Raw genomic sequence first — 16,181 nt, 5'->3', positions numbered from 1 at the left:
GCTTCTGATAGCCATTTAACCGGCTATTTATTCGACACGCAGAAAGAGTAGAAGTTACCTGACGAAGTTCTTCTAATCTTATAAATAACTTATATTTTCCGATTTTGAAGTGATTAATTGCTGAACTGGTGCCTTATCCAGACGATCCGCACTATGAAGTTTCTGCTTAAAATGACGAACAGTTACACGTCATTTGAATGCTCGTGGATACCGGTGCCAGATGAAGAACAAAAAGACTGTTTTGCGTGGGCTTACTCTAAAAGGCGTGCTGGTCGCCCTGCTGCTGGGCGGCGCGGGCACGGCATCGGCGGATCAGTTCGGTGTGCAGGTGGCCGGTGGCGCGGGCGACCATCACATCAAGAAGCTCGATCTGGGTCTGGTGTGGGACCCGAACCTGACCTGGTGGCAGATCGGCGACTGGCATTTCGCGCTGATCGGCGAAGCGCACGTCGCATGGTGGCATACCGACGAAGGCAACGTTCACAGCAACATCGGCGAGTTCGGTGTGACGCCGGTGATCCGTTTCATCAAGTCGTCGGGTCTGGTGCGGCCGTTCGTCGAAGTGGGCGCTGGCGTGCGCTTGCTGACGAGCCCGCGCATATCCTCTGACCGCACGCTCAGCACCTCGTTCCAGTTCGCCGACATGGCCGGTGTTGGGCTGCAGTTCGGCAACCGCCAGCAGTACGTCGCGGGCTACCGCTTTCAGCATGTCTCCAATGGCGGTATCAAAGAGCCGAATCCTGGTATAAATTTCAGCCAGCTATATTTGCAATATAACTTCTGACCGTGGCCGCCAGCGGCTCACGGTGTGCGAGGGGCTCTGCAATGGCGGCAAAGATGATCGAAGCGATTCGCGGGCTCGAGCGTGAGCGGTTTCGCGCGATGGTCGACGGCGACGGGCAGTCGCTCGACACGCTGCTCGCGGACAACGTGAGCTACGTTCATACGAACGGCAAGCGCGAGACGAAGCGGCAGTTCATCGACGGGATCACCGCCGGGCGTCGCCGTTATCGGCAGATCGAGGTGCAGTCGCAGGACGTGCTGCCGGCCGGGCGCGAAACCTACGTCGTCACCGGTCGCGCGCTGATCGAGATGGAAGCGAATAACGGCGCGCTGTTGTTTCCGATCGCCTACACCGCGATTCATACGCAGGAAGACGGGCACTGGCGGCTGATCGCATGGCAGGCGACACGTTGCGCGCTCGAGTGAGCCGTTCCTGACGTTGGGGGCGCGGAGCGCCGCGCGTTTCGCAGTTTTGCATAGTGGCGGCTCGGCGGGCTCACAGATCGTGCGAGCCCGCGCCGAATTTCCGCGAGATTTCCGTCGGCTTCGTGTCGAAGCCCTGTGCCGGTCCGGGCGCGCTTTGTGGGCGCATCCGTCGGCGGCGGCATGCTGGGTACGCATGCCGGCGCAAAAAAATCAGCTCAAATTTTCAAACCCGGTTGGTGTTCACGCGGCCACACATTCGTCTGCTTTGGCCTGTTCGACCTCGCGGTTTCCCATAGCGTCGATCTCTTCCGGGTTGCTGTCGGCCTGCGCGCCGCGTGTCACGACATCGCCCGCGTACGGATGCCGCGCGGCCACCGGAAGCTGCGTGCAGCGCTCCGCCGCGTGCCTGATCGCGGGGAGATTCGAAAAATCCAGGCCGCTGTCGATACCCATCGCGTCGAGGTTCATCGCGAGCGTGACGAGATCGACATTGCCGGTGCGCTCGCCATTGCCGAACAGGCAGCCCTCGACGCGATCCGCGCCCGCCAGCAGCGCGAGTTCCGCCGCGGCCACCGCGGTGCCGCGATCGTTGTGCGGATGCACCGACAGCACGATGCTGTCGCGATAGCCGAGATTGCGATGCATCCACTCGATCTGGTCGGCGAACACGTTCGGCGTGGCCGCCTCGACGCTCGCGGGCAGGTTGACGATCATCTTGTGCGCGCTGGTCGGCCGCCACGTCTGTGCGACGGCGTCGCACACCTCGCGCGCGAACGGCAACTCGGTCGTGTTGAACGTTTCCGGCGAGTACTGGAAGGTCCAGTGCGTATCTGGGCGCGCCTGCGCGTGTTCCTTGATGAGCCGCGTGCCCTCGACGGCCAGCGCTTTGATCTCATCCTTCGACTGGTTGAACACGATGCGCCGGAACGACGGGCAGATCGCGTTGTACAGATGGACGATCGCGCGCGGCGCGCCGTCGAGCGCGTCGAAGGTGCGGGCAATCAGTTCGGCGCGTGACGGCACGAAGACCTCGATCGTGACGTCGTCCGGAATACGCTGCTCGACGATCAGCTTGCGCACGAAATCGAAATCGGTCTGCGATGCCGACGGGAAACCGACTTCGATTTCCTTGAAGCCGATCGCGACCAGCATCTCGAAGTACTCGAGCTTCTGCGCGGCGCTCATCGGCTTGATCAGCGCCTGGTTGCCGTCGCGCAGGTCGGTGCTCATCCAGACGGGCGCCGCGTCGAGCGTGCGGCTCGGCCATTTGCGGCCGGTCAGCCGCACGGTGGGAAAGGGACGGTATTTGTCGGCGGGGTTGCGCAACATGATGAGATGCCTCATTCGTGGTGTCGTCGGCGAAAGGGTCGGGCGTCGAGCGGTTGGCCGACTGCCACGCGTTTGATCCTCTCGCTTCGTCCGCGCGGTAAACGGACGAAGGCAAACGGCGACGGGTTGTAAAAAACGACGATTGGGGGTGAAACGAAACTGCGGGAACGACAGGAACTGCGAGGAGGACCGCCGACGGCAACCGGAGCTGCCAGCGCGCGGCGCTACGCCGGGCTTACGCTAGACGTAGCGATAGGGGCCGCGCCAGGCGGCCGGAGGTAATTCGGAGGGTGTTCGGAAGGGAACGCATGGGGCCAAATGTATGACGGCATGCGGGGGGCTGTCAACCCGCGGCGGTTAAGTGCGGTGCGCGCTCGTGAGCGCCGACGGGCTCACGAGTGTGGCTTCTGGTGTGAGCAAACCGCGTCAGCCCACCGTTTTCGCGATGTCGACGATCAGCTCGACCTGTCGTTCGATCGCGCCCGGCACCGGCGCTTCGCCGCGCAACACGGCGTCGATCCAGGCGGCGGTAGTCGCGGCGTCGCGTGCTTCGGGCAGCTCGACCTCGGGTGCATCGGCCGACGAGCGTTCGTGCGGCAGACGCGTTTCGCACACGCCGTCATGCAGCCAGTCCACCTGCACCTGGCGCCGGGTGTCGGCGACCGCCTCGCCTTCGGTGCCGCGTGCGAGCAGCGCACCGCCGACGGCCGCGTCCGGATGCGAGTTGAACAGCTGCGTGAGACTGTCGCGATACGGCGGATGCGTGTAGTTCACAAGACGCAGTCCGGCGGGCGCGAACGGCTGCAGCAGCTTGACGAGCGTGTGCGTCGAATTGCGCACGCCCATGCGCCGACGCAGCGTAAGCAGGCGCGCAAGCTTCGGCGCGAGCACATCGATCGATGCGAACGCGACGCGGCGCGCGGCGAGACTGTCTTCGATCTGCGCACGCGATTGCGCGTGCGCGATGCGCAGATGCGTGAAGATTTCCGCGCTCGTCACGCGACCCGGATCCTCGGTCACGCCATGCACGAGCACCGGTACGCCTTCGCGCGCGAGCAGCAGCGCGAGCAGCGGCACGAGGTTCGGCTGCTTGCGCGCGCCGTTGTACGACGGAATCGACACGGGCCGATACGCGCCGTGGGGCAACTGCACCGGCTCGAACGACGCGTGCGCGGCGGCCAGCATCACGGCGAGTTCGTCGGCGGTTTCGCCCTTCACGCGATACGCGAGCAGCACCGCGCCGAGTTCGAGATCGTCGACGCGGCCGTCGAGCATCGCGGTATAGAGCGCGCGGGTGTCGTCGGCGGTCAGCGCGCGGGCGCCGTTCGGGCCGCGGCCGATCTCCTTGATGAAGCGGGCGCAGGGAAAGGGGGTAGCGGTGTCGGTGGAATCGGTCATCGGGCGCGGGGGAACGGTGGCGTCGCGTGCCGCGTGAGCGGGGGCGGCGTCACGGGGCTATGTCACGGGGCTATGTCATTTAACAAATACGGATGGGTGTGAGTATCGCATCTATGGCGCGGGCGCGAGAGGGACACGTGGGCCCAAGGCCCGCAGCCTGCCGCCATTCACGCACCCCACCACGGCCGCGCGTTAAACTCGATGCTTTCTCGCCGCGTCGGCGGTGCTAATCGGAAACGGAAAACGGAGAACGCAATGGGTTACGTATTTGCACCCGCACCGCAGGTCGCGGTGCCGGTCGTCGGGTCGAGCGAGCAGTTCGCGGTGCGGCGCATTTACTGCGTGGGGCGCAACTACGAGGCGCACGCGCGCGAAATGGGCCACGATCCGGACCGCGAGCCGCCGTTCTTCTTCGCGAAGCCGGCCGATGCGATCGTCTACGTCGCGCCGGGCACGACCGGCGAATTCCCGTATCCGTCGCAGACCAAAAACGTGCACTTCGAAATGGAAATGGTCGCGGCGATCGGCAAGGGCGGCAAGAACATTTCTGCCGACAGCGCGCTCGACCACGTCTACGGCTACGCGCTCGGTCTCGACATGACGCGCCGCGATCTGCAGGGCGAGGCGAAGAAGATGGGCCGGCCGTGGGACACCGGCAAGGGCTTCGATCACTCGGCGCCGCTCGGCCCGATCCATCCGGCCGCGACGGTCGGTCATATCGGCAAGGGAGCGATCTGGCTGTCGGTGAACGGCGACGACAAGCAACGCGCGGACGTGTCGCAGCTGATCTGGTCGGTGGCCGAGACGATTGCCTATCTGTCGACCTTGTTCGAGCTGCAGCCGGGCGACCTGATTTTCACCGGCACGCCGGAAGGCGTTGGCGCGGTCGTGCAGGGCGATCTGATGAAGGGCGGCGTCGACGGACTCGGCGAATTCAGCGTGCGCGTCGTCTAAGGCGGCTCGCCGGCAGGTGGAGGAGACAGACAACATGAAGCTTTACAGCTATTTCCGTAGCTCGGCGTCGTACCGCGTGCGCATCGCGCTGAACGTGAAGAATCTGTCGTACGACTACGTGCCCGTGCATCTCGTGCGCGAAGGCGGCGAGCAGTTGAAACCGGACTACCGCAAGGTCAACGCGGACGGCATCGTGCCGACGCTCGTCGACGGCAACGATCTGGTGCCGCAATCGCTCGCGATCATCGAGTACCTGGAGGAGACGCATCCCGAGCCGCCGCTGCTGCCGAAGGCGCCGCTCGATCGCGCGTACGTGCGCGCGGTGGCGTTGCAGGTCGCGTGCGAGATTCATCCGCTGAACAATCTGCGCGTGCTCAAGTACCTGAAGCACACGCTGCGCGTCGAAGAGGAAGCGAAGGACGCGTGGTATCGGCATTGGATCGACGCGGGCTTCTCGACGCTGGAAACGCATCTCGCCGGCGACGCGCGCACCGGCAAGCTCTGTTTCGGCGACACGCCGACGCTTGCCGACGCATGCCTGATCCCGCAGGTATTCAACGCGCAGCGTTTCAAGATCGACACGACGAAGTATCCGACGATCCAGCGCATCTACGATCACGCGATGCAGATCGATGCGTTCGCGCGCGCGGCGCCGGGCGTGCAGCCGGATGCGGAATGACTGGGCGGTAGCGCAGTTGCGGTTGCGTGAAGTGGCCGGCATCGCACGTTGATGCCGTCTTCCAAACTTCCAAACGAAAAAAGGGCACTCCGTGGAGTGCCCTTTTTCCTTGGGACGGCCCTTTAAGCGTGACCGCTTGCCGCCGGTACGATGGCCCGATCAGCCGCCCAGCAGCGCGTCCGAAAACTCTTCGGCGCTGAAAGGCTGCAAATCCTCGACCTTTTCGCCAACACCGATGAAGTACACCGGAATCGGCCGCTGCCGGGCGATCGCGGCCAGAATGCCGCCCTTCGCCGTGCCGTCGAGCTTGGTGACGATCAGGCCGGTGAGGCCGAGCGCGTCGTCGAACGCCTTGACCTGGGTGAGCGCGTTCTGGCCGGTGTTCGCGTCGATCACGAGCAGCACTTCGTGCGGCGCGCCGTCCTGGGCCTTGCCGATCACACGCTTTACCTTGCGCAGCTCTTCCATCAGGTGCAGTTGCGTGGGCAGACGGCCGGCCGTGTCGGCCATCATCACGTCGATCTTGCGGGCACGCGCGGCGCCGACCGCGTCGAAGATCACCGCGGCCGGATCGCCGCTTTCCTGCGCGACCACGGTCACGTTGTTGCGCTGACCCCAGACGGCCAGCTGCTCGCGCGCGGCCGCGCGGAACGTGTCGCCGGCGGCGAGCAGCACCGACTGGTCGAAGCTTTGCAGATGCTTGGCGAGCTTGCCGATGCTGGTGGTTTTGCCCGCGCCGTTGACGCCGGCGATCATCATGACGAGCGGCTGCGCGCGGCCGAGCATCAGCGATTTTTCGAGCGGCTTCAGCAACTCGACGAGCAGCGTGCGCAACGCCGTCTTGACCTGCTGCGGGTCGGTCAGACGCTCGCTACGCACTTTTTCGCGCAGCGATTCGAGCAGGAATTCGGTCGCCTCGACGCCGGCGTCCGACATCAGCAACGCGGTTTCGAGCTCCTCGTACAGATCTTCATCGATCTTCGTACCGACGAAAATGCCGGTCAGGCTCGAACTCGTTTTCGACAGGCCGCTTTTCAGGCGCGTGAGCCACGAGCGCTTCGCGCTCGCGTCCTGCATGGGCGGCGGGACGATTTCGACGGCGCCGCCGGGCAGCGTTTCTTCCGGCTCGGGCTGCGGCTCGATGAGGGTGGTGGCGGCCGGCGGAACGACGTCCGCCGCAGGGGCGATAGACTCCACGGGCGCGGCAGGCGCTGCAGGCGTGACGGGCGGGGCTGTTGCGGCCTCGGCCTCGGGCATCGCGTCGTGTTGCTCCACGGGCGATTCGTCTGCCGCGGTATCGGACTCTTTCGAACCCTTGAATCGTTTGAAAAAGCTGAACATGATCTGGCGTATGGGAGAGCGCGCCGATGGCGCGCAGCCGGCACGGGACCGGCGAAGCGGAGGGCAGCGCCGCGCTGCGGATGGCAGGGCGCTGGCAGCCGCACATTTTATCAGGCGTGCCGCGGCGCGTCGTATCGGCTGATCGGCCAGGCTGGACGCGCGCCGCCCCTGTGGTAACGTGGGCGCTCCGACCCGCGCGCATCGGCGTGGCGGGCGTTTTCATCACGTAATCGAAACTGCATGCCTCGTTTAGCCCCCTCACGCGCCGCCGGCGCTTCGTCCAAAAGCGGCAAGCCGCATGCCATTCGCATTATCGGCGGCGACTGGAAGCGTACGCCGCTGCCCGTGCTCGATCTGGACGGTTTGCGCCCGACGCCCGATCGCGTCCGCGAAACGCTGTTCAACTGGCTCGGCCAGCGTCTGGACGGTCAGCACTGTCTCGATCTGTTTGCCGGCAGCGGCGCACTCGGCTTCGAGGCCGCGTCGCGCGGCGCGGCGCGCGTGCTGATGGTGGAGCGTAATGCGCGCGCCGCCGGCCAGTTGCGCGCGAACCAGCAACGGCTTGACGCGCGCATGATCGAAATTGCCGAGGCGGATGGTTTGCGCCTTGCCGCGAGCCTCGCGCCCGGCTCGTTCGACGTCGTGTTCCTCGATCCGCCGTTCGACGCCGACCTGCTCGGCAAGGCGCTCGCGGTGAGCGTGCCGCTCGTGCGCGCCGACGGTTTTTTGTACGTGGAGGCCGGCGAGGCGCTCGAGCTTGCCAGCCAAGCGCCGCTCGAGGGCTGGGAAATCGTGCGGGACGGGAAAGCGGGCGCTGTCCACTTTCATTTGCTGCAGCGCGAAAATAAGGAATAATGCGCGTTCCAAAAAAGGGCCGGGCGGTTTATCGTCGCGAGCGGCCGGTGCCAAATGCGTCGCGTGGACGCGTTGACGGGCCCTTTTGTCAGAAGAGAGGAGAAGTCTCATGGTAGTCGCCGTGTACCCGGGCACGTTTGACCCGCTGACGCGCGGTCACGAAGACCTCGTTCGGCGCGCGTCGAGCATTTTCGACACGCTGGTGGTGGGTGTCGCGGACAGCCGCAACAAGAAGCCGTTTTTCACGCTGAAAGAGCGCCTCGCGATCGCGCATGAGGTGCTGGGGCACTACCCGAACGTCCAGGTGATGAGCTTCCAGGGGCTACTCAAGGACTTTGTGCGGAGCAACAACGCGCGGGTGATCGTGCGCGGCTTGCGCGCGGTGTCGGACTTCGAATATGAGTTCCAGATGGCGGGCATGAACCGTTATCTGTTGCCGGACGTCGAGACGATGTTCATGACGCCGTCCGACCAGTACCAGTTCATTTCGGGCACGATCGTGCGCGAAATCGCGCAACTGGGCGGCGATGTCAGCAAGTTCGTGTTCCCGTCGGTCGAAAAATGGCTGCAGGAGAAGGTCGCTTCGCTGGATCCGCAAGGCGGCGCTCAGGCGACCTAAGCCTAACCGGCGTAAACTGTCGGTTTTGACGGATCAAAGCCGGCCGTAGCCGGCATGAAGTGAGAAAAGCATGGCCTTGATGATTACCGACGAGTGCATCAATTGCGACGTCTGCGAGCCTGAGTGCCCGAACGACGCGATTTCGATGGGCCCGGAAATCTATGTGATCGACCCGAAGAAATGCACCGAGTGTGTGGGGCATTTCGACGAGCCGCAGTGCATCCAGGTATGTCCGGTGGAATGCATTCCGCGCGACCCGAATCATCTGGAGACGCCCGAGGGCTTGATGGCGAAGTATCACTCGCTGCAGGTGGCGAAGGGCGAGTGAGGTTCGCGGGTCGAACGTAAAAGCGTAAAAGCAGAACGGCGAAGGCTTGCGGGCCTTCGCCGTTTTCTTTTGGGCGCAGCGGTTTGGTAGGGTCCGCGCGTTTAGCCGACGTAAGCGCTGAAAATGCCGCGCAGTGCGTCGAGCAGAATGTCGCATTCGGCATCGGTGCCGATCGAAATCCGCAGGTGCTGGTCGATGCGCGGCGCGTTGAAGTGGCGCACGAAAATTTCTTTTTCCCGCAGCCGCAACGCGAGTGTCGCCGCGTCGTATCCCGCATGACGCGCAAACAGCAGGTTCGCGGCCGACGGCACGACCTCGAAGCCGAGCGCGGTCAATTCCGCCGCTAGCCGTTCGCGGCTCGCGATCACCTTCGCGCGGCAGTCGCGGAACCACGCGTCGTCTTCGTAGGCGGCGGTGGCCGCGGCTTGTGCGAGGCGGTCGAGCGGATAGGAGTTGAAGCTGTCCTTCACGCGATTCAGCGCGTCGATCAGCGCCGGGTCGCCGAACGCAAAACCGACGCGCATGCCGGCCAGCGAGCGCGACTTCGACACGGTCTGCACGACGAGCAGATTCGGATAGCGGTCGATCAGCTTGATCGCGGATTCGGCGCCGAAGTCCACGTACGCTTCGTCGATGACCACGACCGACTCCGGATGCTCCGCCGCCAGCCGCTCGATGTCCGCGAGCGGCAACGGCCGGCCGGTCGGCGCGTTCGGATTCGGGAGCAGGATGCCGCCGTTCGGCACCGCGTAGTCGTCGACGGCGATCGCGAAGCTGTCGTCGAGCGGGATGGTCCGGTAATCGACTTCGAAGAGCTTCGCGTAGGTCGGATAGAAGCTGTACGTGATGTCCGGGAACAGCAACGGTTTGTCATGCTTGAGCAGCGCCTGAAACGTCAACGCGAGCACCTCGTCCGAGCCGTTGCCCGCGAACACCTGTTCCGCGTGGATGCCGTGATGGGCCGCCACCGTTTCGCGCAGCTTGCGCGCGGTCGGGTCGGGGTAGCGGCGCAGGGCTTCGGCCGTGTCGCCGAGCTCGTGGCGGATTGCCTCGAGCACGCGTGGCGACGGCGGATACGGATTCTCGTTGGTGTTCAGCTTCACCGGATGCGCGAGCGCGGGCTGTTCGCCCGGCACATACGGCGTCAGACGGTGAACGATGTCGCTCCAGTAACGGCTCAAGCGATTCTCCTCGCGATATGGGTTGCGCTGTCGGTGACGATAGCGCGATAGGGCTGTCGGCGGTGCGGCGCAGTCAGGCTCGGCCTAGCCGTTATTGCGATGCAACTGCATCATCGCACGCTCGAGCTCGCCCTTGATGACTTGCGGCATTACCGCGAGCGCGCGCTCGATCGACGCGTCGATCACGTCCTGCTCTTCACGCCGCGGCGGCTTCAGCACGTAATTCGCGACATCCGGCTTGGCGCCGGCCCGCGCGCTTTCTGGAATCAGATCGCGCGGATGGCCGATACCGATGCGCAGCCGCCAATACTGTTGCGACGACAGATGCGCGCTGATGTCCTTCAGCCCATTATGGCCGCCGCTGCCGCCGCCGAGTTTCAGCTTGACGCTGCCGGGCGGCATGTCGAGTTCGTCGTGCGCGACGAGGATCTCGTCGGGAAGAATCTTGAAGAACTGCGCGAGCGCGACGACCGATTGGCCCGAGCGGTTCATATACGTTTGCGGCTCCAGCAGATGCACTTCCTCGCCGTGCAGCCGCGCCTTCGCGTAGAAACCGTGAAAGCGCCGTTCGTCGCGCAGCGTCGTGCCGGCTTCGCGGGCGAGTTGATCGACCAGCCAGAAGCCTGCGTTGTGGCGCGTCGCGGTGTATTCGGCGCCCGGATTGCCGAGCCCGACGATCAGCTTGATCATGATTGCCTGAGTCCACGAGGTCCGGACACGAAATGCGACCGAACTAAAAAAGCCGAAAAAAAACCCGCCAGGGCGAACCTCGGCGGGTCACATCGACCGTTTCATCGGAAACGGATCGAGAGGATTGCTTGCTTCGAACCGGAAGGCTCTTAAGCAGCCGGCGTTTCGCCTTCAGCAGCAGCTGCGTCTTCTGCGATCGCACCAGCCGGGATCGTTGCGGAAGCAACAACCGGGTTTTCCGCGTCGACGTGCGCGACGAGCGCAACGCCTGCCGGCAGCGTGATGTCCTTGGCGTGAACCGATTGACCTGCTTCGATCTTCGCGAGGTCAACTTCGATGAATTCCGGCAGTGCCGACGGCAGGCACTCGATTTCGATTTCGTTGAGGACGTGCGAGATCACCGCGCTCGACAGCTTCACTGCCGGGTTGGTTTCCTGGTTCATGAAGTGCAGCGGCACCTTGGTGTGCAGCTTCTTCTTCGCGTCGACGCGCTGGAAGTCCACGTGCAGCACGAGCTGACGGAACGGGTGGTATTGCACGTCGCGCAGCAGAACCTGTTGCGACTTGCCTGCCACTTCCAGATCGAGGATCGACGAGTGGAAAACTTCTTTCTTCAGGGCGTGCCACAGCGCGTTGTGATCGAGTTCGATCAGTTGCGTGTCAGCGTCCGCGCCATAAACGATACCCGGGGTCTTGCCCGAGTTACGCAGGCGGCGGCTCGCACCCGTACCTTGCAGGGAACGCTCGAAAGCGACTACTTTCATGTTGAATCTCCAATGCACTGCCCGCGACCAGGCAGTAAAAACAGGGCCTCGAAGCCGTAATGGCTGAGGCCCAGGATAGCGGCACGAACCTTCGTCCGTTCGTGCCGATTGTGCAAAAACGCCGCGTAACGCATGAAGCGGTACGCGGCGCTTTCGCAAATTCTTAACTTTCTGCGAACAGCGACATCACCGAATCGCCGCGGCGGATCCGCGAGAACGTTTCGGCGAGCAGGCCGGCGCTCGTCAGCGAACGGATCTTCGCGCACGAACGGGCTTCTTCGCCGAGCGGGATCGTGTCCGTGACTACGAGTTCGTCGAGTGCGGAAGCAGCGATACGCTCGCCCGCGCCGCCCGACAGAACCGGGTGCGTGGCGTAAGCGAAAACCTGCTTCGCGCCGCGTTCCTTCAAAACTTGTGCTGCCTTGCAGAGTGTGCCGGCGGTGTCGACCATGTCGTCCATGATCACGCAGGTGCGGCCTTCGACTTCACCGATGATGTTCATCACTTCGGCGACGTTCGCCTTCGGACGACGCTTGTCGATGATCGCGAGATCGCAATTGAGCTGCTTCGCCAGTGCACGGGCACGCACCACGCCGCCGACGTCCGGCGAAACGACCAGCAGGTTCTCGTAGTTCTGCTTGCGCAGATCACCGAGCAGCACGGGCGTTGCGTAGATGTTGTCGACCGGGATGTCGAAGAAGCCTTGAATCTGGTCGGCGTGCAGATCCATCGTGATGATCCGCTCGACGCCGGCGATTTCCAGCATGTTCGCCACGACCTTCGCCGAGATGGCGACGCGCGCCGAACGCGGGCGACGATCCTGACGGGCATAACCGAAGTAGGGGATGGCTGCGGTGATCCGGCCTGCGGATGCGCGCTTGAGCGCATCGACCATGATCATCAGTTCCATCAGATTGTCGTTCGCCGGTGCACACGTGGATTGCAGGACGAAGACATCCTTGCCGCGCACGTTTTCCTGAATCTCGACCTGGATTTCACCGTCCGAGAAACGGCTAACCATTGCTTTGCCGAGGGGAATACCGAGGTTTTTGACGACTTCCTGTGCAAGCGCGGGATTTGCGTTGCCAGTAAAAACCATCAGGCCGTCATGGCTGCTCATCGTGCACCTACTTCAGGCTGGGGGCGGGGAGAAATTGAATTACTGCGGCGAACTACTGCGAACTGCGAGAGTTTTTGGCAGGGGAGAAAGGATTCGAACCTTTGCATGCCGGAATCAAAATCCGGTGCCTTAACCAGCTTGGCGACTCCCCTACACTAACTTTGAGCTCCGCCGAACGTGGAGTTTCGTTCGGCGATGCAAAACTTATGACGCGAAAGCAAAGAGTGGATGCTGATCCAAACCGGCGGCTACTGCACTGTTCCATTCGCCTGGCAGTTTAGCTTGCGCCGCCTCTGCTTCGGCTTTACTACGGAACGCTGCAAAAACACTTGCACCCGATCCGGACATCCGCGCCGGCGCGATGTTTTCAAACCACCGCAGCACTTGCGCTACTTCCGCGTACTTTCCTACGACAACCTGCTGCATGTCATTCCGGCCGAAACTTTCTGGCCATTCAGTGTTGCAACTAAGTTCTGCAGGAAAGTCCGTAATTATGAGGGGCTTTGAATCTCTTGTCAACGCTTTTTCGGAAAAAATCGCTGCAGTTGGAACCTGCACCCTCGGCGTCACTACCAGGAAGTGACGCGGCGGCAATTGTACAACGTCCAAAGCTTCTCCGACACCCTCAGCGAACGCATTTTTTCCGAAAACAAAGAAAGGCACGTCTGCCCCGAGCTTCAACGCAAGATCCTGCAATTCCTGACGCGGCAGATCGAGCTTCCACAGGCGATTGAGCGCGAGCAACGTCGTCGCCGCGTCGGAACTGCCGCCACCGAGACCCGCGCCCATCGGCAGACGCTTGTCGATTTCGATATCCACGCCTTCGCTCGAGCCCGTATACGTTTTCAGCAGCGTCGCGGCACGCACGGTGAGGTCATGCTCGGGCGGCACGTCGGCGATTTCGGTGCGGCGTGTGATGAGGCCGTCGCTACGCCGTGTGAAGTGCAGCGTATCGCCCCAGTCCAGCAACTGGAAAACCGTTTGCAGCGTGTGATAGCCATCCGGCCGGCGACCGGTGATGTGCAGGAAGAGGTTCAGTTTCGCGGGCGCGAGACAATCGCGCAGCGACTCGGCGGTTTCGATCATGAGTGAAAACTACGTGCGCCAACGTGGCGCCGGGACGAATAGCAATACAAAAGAGGTAACAAGCTTGCGAGAGCCGCTGCCACGGCATGATGAGCCGCTGCCACGGCATGATGAGCCGCTGCCACGGCATGATGAGCCGTGGCCAACGCATCTTACTGATCCAGCACGAGCTTGATGTCGAGTGGCGGCTCCGTGCGGCTCAGGTTGACGCGCTTGATACCGGTGGCGGGCGCATCCGCGTACGCCAGATAGTCGATAGTCCAGCCGTCCTGGGTGATCTGCTTCAAACGCGACGGTTGCTCCGGATCCTTCTCGGTATGCGCGCGCGAGGTCGGTGCGGGCGAGGGCTGCAGCCAGTAGCGCAGCCCTTCGACCGGCAGTGCGAAACCCAGCGCATTCTGCATCAGCGTCGATACGTTATCCGCGGTGAGCGGCGCGCGGTTCGGCAATTCGAGCGTGGCCGAAGCCGGCGATGACGTCACGATGGCCATCGTCTGGCCGAGCGGGTTGCGCAATTGCAGCGTGACGGTGTCGCCCGTTTCCTGCCACGAGAAATTGCCGTAGGCGTTTTGCTGGTGGCCGTACTGGTCGCTGTACTGGACCGCGAAGCGGCCCTGATACGAGCGGGCGGTCTGCGCGGTCACCGCAGTGGCGGCGTTCGACATGGACGGCCCCTGCGGTTTCACCGACGCACAGCCGGCCAGCGCGACAACCGCTGCCGCCGCGAAACCGAGCGCCATGCCGCGCGGCGCCTGGGAAAAGGAAATCAAACGGGAAAGACGCATCAAAGATCGTTTACCTGAAGACGTTGCAACGTTTTGACGAGGGTTTCGTTGTCCGGTTCGAGCTTGCGGGCATCGCGGAACGCGGCGCGTGCCTGCTCCTGCTCGCCGGCTTTCCACAATACTTCACCGAGGTGCGCGCCGATTTCGGCGTTCGGCTGGATGCTGTAAGCCTTGCGCAGCAGCTTGATCGCCTCTGTCGTGTCGCCCATCCGGTATTTGACCCAGCCGACGCTGTCCATGATGAACGCGTCGTTCGGCGCGAGCGCCGACGCTTTCTCGATCAGCTTGTCCGCTTCCGGCAGGCGCTGGTTGCGATCGGCGAGTGAATAGCCGAGCGCGTTATACGCCTGCGGATTGTCCGGCTGTGCCTGGATCAGCTTGCGCAACTGCGCTTCCATCACGTCGTAATGGCCGGTTTTCTCGGCGGCCATCGCGTAGTCGTAGATGAGGTCGGGGTCGTCCGGGAAGTTCGCGGTGGCTTGCTGCAGGCGCTCTTCCGCCTCCGGGTAGCGCTTCGCGTCGAACAGGATCGCCGCGTCGGTGCGCGCGATCATTGCCATGTCGCGCGGATCGGAGGCCGGCAGCGCCGCGAGCAGCTTGCGCGCGTCGTCGATCTTGCCCTGCTTCGCGAGCAGTTGCGCGCGCGTGATCTGCGCGGGCAGGTATTGCTGGCTCGCTGGCGTGATCTTGTTCAGCCAGTCGCTCGCCGCCGCTTCGTTCTTCTGTTCGAGCGACAGTTGCGCGAGATAGATATAAGCCTGACCCGCATCCGCGCCCGGCGTCTTTTCCGCCTGCTGCGCGTATTGCGTCAGGTACGTCTGCGCGTCGGCGAAATTCTTCTGCTGGATCTTGATCAACGCGAGCGCCATCAACGGCGTCAGGTCGTTCGGGTTGGTTTTGCGCATCGTCTCGAACTGCTTCTGCGCGTCGTCGAGACGGTCGCTCGCGAGATACATCTGCGCGAGCGCGAGTCGTGCGTCATGCGATTTCGGATTCTGCTGCACGTACTTTTCGAGCGTCGCGATACCTTCCTTGCGCTCTTCCGGGCCCATCTGCGACAGCATCAGCGCGGCCGGCAGATAGTCGGGCTTGATAGTCAGCGCCTGCTCGAGCGATTTGCGCGCGCCCGGTGCGTCGTCGGCCAGCAGTTGCTGGCGCGCGATTGCCAGTTGCGCTTCCGGCCGATTCATGTCGTTCTTCACGAGATCCTGCAACACGTGCAGACCGCCGACGCGGTTCGGCCCGCGCGAGAGCAGCAGTTGCAGCGCGAGGATCGCGCTGCCGCGATTCTCGTTGGGCACCTTCGCGAGTTCGCGCGAGAGGATCGCCGATGCGTCGTCGGGCTTGCCCGACAGCACGAGCAGCGACGCGTCGAGTTGCGCAGCGCGTTCCGAATTCGGCGCGTACTGTTGCCACAATTGCGCGGCCGTCAGCGCATCCGACGGGCTTTGCGCGGCCAGCGCGATTTCGGTGGCGCGTTGCGCCATGCGCGGATCGTGCGTGTCCCGAGTGAGCGCAAGATAAGTCTGATAGGCGGGCGCGGGCTGGTCGCGTTGCAGCGCGATTTCGGCGGCCAGCACCTGGAATACGATCTGGCTGGACAGCGGCACGCCCGGCAGCGCCTTCTCGTCTTCCGGTGTCGACGGACCGAGCGCGTCCGGCAACGTGACCGACGTGTCGTCCGAGTCCGGCGACGGATCCTGTGCATGCGCGGGCATAGCGGCCAGCGCCCACACGGCGAGTGCGGCTGCGCCGAGCATGCGCCGGGCGGACACGGCGAGCGGCACGTTGGACACGCGCGCGCGGCGCTTTGAAAGCAGCTTCACGAAGGACACGTTCATGG

At 63.4% G+C, this 16,181-nt stretch carries 16 protein-coding genes, 1 tRNA gene and 1 pseudogene; 7 read left to right on the top strand and 11 right to left on the bottom strand.

The features are described from left to right. The first annotated feature begins 220 nt into the window (after positions 1 to 220). Together HHL14_RS20440 and HHL14_RS20435 are read left to right on the top strand one after the other, a co-directional pair. Positions 221 to 784, top strand: a complete 564-nt coding sequence (locus HHL14_RS20440; protein ID WP_169499436.1) for an acyloxyacyl hydrolase — start codon at positions 221 to 223, stop codon at positions 782 to 784. Between the two features lie 41 nt (positions 785 to 825). Then, positions 826 to 1,209, top strand: coding sequence for a nuclear transport factor 2 family protein (locus HHL14_RS20435; protein ID WP_169499435.1), 384 nt, complete (start codon positions 826 to 828; stop codon positions 1,207 to 1,209). A gap of 339 nt (positions 1,210 to 1,548) precedes the next feature. Here the strand turns inward: HHL14_RS20435 and HHL14_RS20430 are convergent. Both HHL14_RS20430 and ybiB read right to left on the bottom strand, forming a co-directional pair. After that, positions 1,549 to 2,538 (bottom strand): annotated as a pseudogene (locus HHL14_RS20430) (2-isopropylmalate synthase); the annotation flags it as partial. 426 nt (positions 2,539 to 2,964) lie between these two features. Continuing rightward, complete coding sequence (gene ybiB / locus HHL14_RS20425) at positions 2,965 to 3,936, bottom strand: DNA-binding protein YbiB (protein WP_169499434.1); 972 nt, start codon at positions 3,934 to 3,936, stop codon at positions 2,965 to 2,967. Between the two features lie 255 nt (positions 3,937 to 4,191). Between ybiB and HHL14_RS20420 the strand changes: the two genes are divergently transcribed. Together HHL14_RS20420 and maiA are read left to right on the top strand one after the other, a co-directional pair. After that, a complete protein-coding gene (locus HHL14_RS20420) occupies positions 4,192 to 4,890 on the top strand; it encodes a fumarylacetoacetate hydrolase family protein (protein WP_169499433.1) in 699 nt (232 codons plus the stop codon). Between the two features lie 34 nt (positions 4,891 to 4,924). Continuing rightward, positions 4,925 to 5,569 (top strand): maleylacetoacetate isomerase, encoded by a 645-nt coding sequence (gene maiA / locus HHL14_RS20415; protein WP_169499432.1) that lies wholly within the window; start codon positions 4,925 to 4,927, stop codon positions 5,567 to 5,569. Positions 5,570 to 5,728: 159 nt separating this feature from the next. Here the strand turns inward: maiA and ftsY are convergent, their stop codons facing one another. After that, on the bottom strand, positions 5,729 to 6,910 hold the full coding sequence (gene ftsY, locus HHL14_RS20410) for a signal recognition particle-docking protein FtsY (RefSeq protein ID WP_169499431.1): 1,182 nt from the start codon (positions 6,908 to 6,910) through the stop codon (positions 5,729 to 5,731). 240 nt (positions 6,911 to 7,150) lie between these two features. Between ftsY and rsmD the strand changes: the two genes are divergently transcribed. From rsmD to HHL14_RS20395, 3 genes are all read left to right on the top strand, one after another. Next, positions 7,151 to 7,765 (top strand): 16S rRNA (guanine(966)-N(2))-methyltransferase RsmD, encoded by a 615-nt coding sequence (gene rsmD, locus HHL14_RS20405; RefSeq protein ID WP_169499430.1) that lies wholly within the window; start codon positions 7,151 to 7,153, stop codon positions 7,763 to 7,765. 109 nt (positions 7,766 to 7,874) lie between these two features. Next, on the top strand, positions 7,875 to 8,384 hold the full coding sequence (gene coaD / locus HHL14_RS20400) for a pantetheine-phosphate adenylyltransferase (protein WP_169499429.1): 510 nt from the start codon (positions 7,875 to 7,877) through the stop codon (positions 8,382 to 8,384). 70 nt (positions 8,385 to 8,454) lie between these two features. Continuing rightward, entirely contained in the window at positions 8,455 to 8,712 is a 258-nt protein-coding gene (locus HHL14_RS20395) for a YfhL family 4Fe-4S dicluster ferredoxin (protein ID WP_169499428.1), read from the top strand. Between the two features lie 101 nt (positions 8,713 to 8,813). On the opposite strand, the gene hisC is transcribed toward HHL14_RS20395, so the two are convergent. The 8 genes from hisC to HHL14_RS20355 all read right to left on the bottom strand — a co-directional run bounded on the left by hisC (position 8,814) and on the right by HHL14_RS20355 (position 16,179). Then, on the bottom strand, positions 8,814 to 9,893 hold the full coding sequence (gene hisC / locus HHL14_RS20390) for a histidinol-phosphate transaminase (RefSeq protein WP_169499427.1): 1,080 nt from the start codon (positions 9,891 to 9,893) through the stop codon (positions 8,814 to 8,816). 84 nt (positions 9,894 to 9,977) lie between these two features. Continuing rightward, positions 9,978 to 10,583: an aminoacyl-tRNA hydrolase gene (gene pth, locus HHL14_RS20385; protein WP_169499426.1), complete on the bottom strand. Its 606-nt coding sequence runs from the start codon at positions 10,581 to 10,583 to the stop codon at positions 9,978 to 9,980. A 149-nt stretch (positions 10,584 to 10,732) separates the two neighbouring features. Further along, entirely contained in the window at positions 10,733 to 11,347 is a 615-nt protein-coding gene (locus tag HHL14_RS20380) for a 50S ribosomal protein L25/general stress protein Ctc (RefSeq protein ID WP_169499425.1), read from the bottom strand. Between the two features lie 163 nt (positions 11,348 to 11,510). Beyond that, the gene (locus HHL14_RS20375; protein WP_169499424.1) at positions 11,511 to 12,467 is read right to left on the bottom strand and encodes a ribose-phosphate pyrophosphokinase; all 957 of its coding nucleotides are present in this window, start codon (positions 12,465 to 12,467) and stop codon (positions 11,511 to 11,513) included. Positions 12,468 to 12,542: 75 nt separating this feature from the next. Further along, a tRNA-Gln gene (locus HHL14_RS20370) sits at positions 12,543 to 12,619 on the bottom strand. Positions 12,620 to 12,671: 52 nt separating this feature from the next. Further along, positions 12,672 to 13,553, bottom strand: coding sequence for a 4-(cytidine 5'-diphospho)-2-C-methyl-D-erythritol kinase (gene ispE / locus HHL14_RS20365; protein ID WP_169499423.1), 882 nt, complete (start codon positions 13,551 to 13,553; stop codon positions 12,672 to 12,674). A gap of 152 nt (positions 13,554 to 13,705) precedes the next feature. Then, the gene (lolB, locus tag HHL14_RS20360) at positions 13,706 to 14,338 is read right to left on the bottom strand and encodes a lipoprotein insertase outer membrane protein LolB (RefSeq protein WP_169499422.1); all 633 of its coding nucleotides are present in this window, start codon (positions 14,336 to 14,338) and stop codon (positions 13,706 to 13,708) included. Then, complete coding sequence (locus tag HHL14_RS20355) at positions 14,338 to 16,179, bottom strand: tetratricopeptide repeat protein (protein ID WP_169499421.1); 1,842 nt, start codon at positions 16,177 to 16,179, stop codon at positions 14,338 to 14,340. Before HHL14_RS20355 ends, lolB begins: the two co-directional genes overlap by 1 nt. Between the last annotated feature and the right edge of the window lie 2 nt (positions 16,180 to 16,181).

Source organism: Paraburkholderia antibiotica (assembly GCF_012927125.1).
Lineage (GTDB): Bacteria > Pseudomonadota > Gammaproteobacteria > Burkholderiales > Burkholderiaceae > Paraburkholderia > Paraburkholderia antibiotica.
This window is presented reverse-complemented; position numbering and strand designations above follow the sequence as displayed.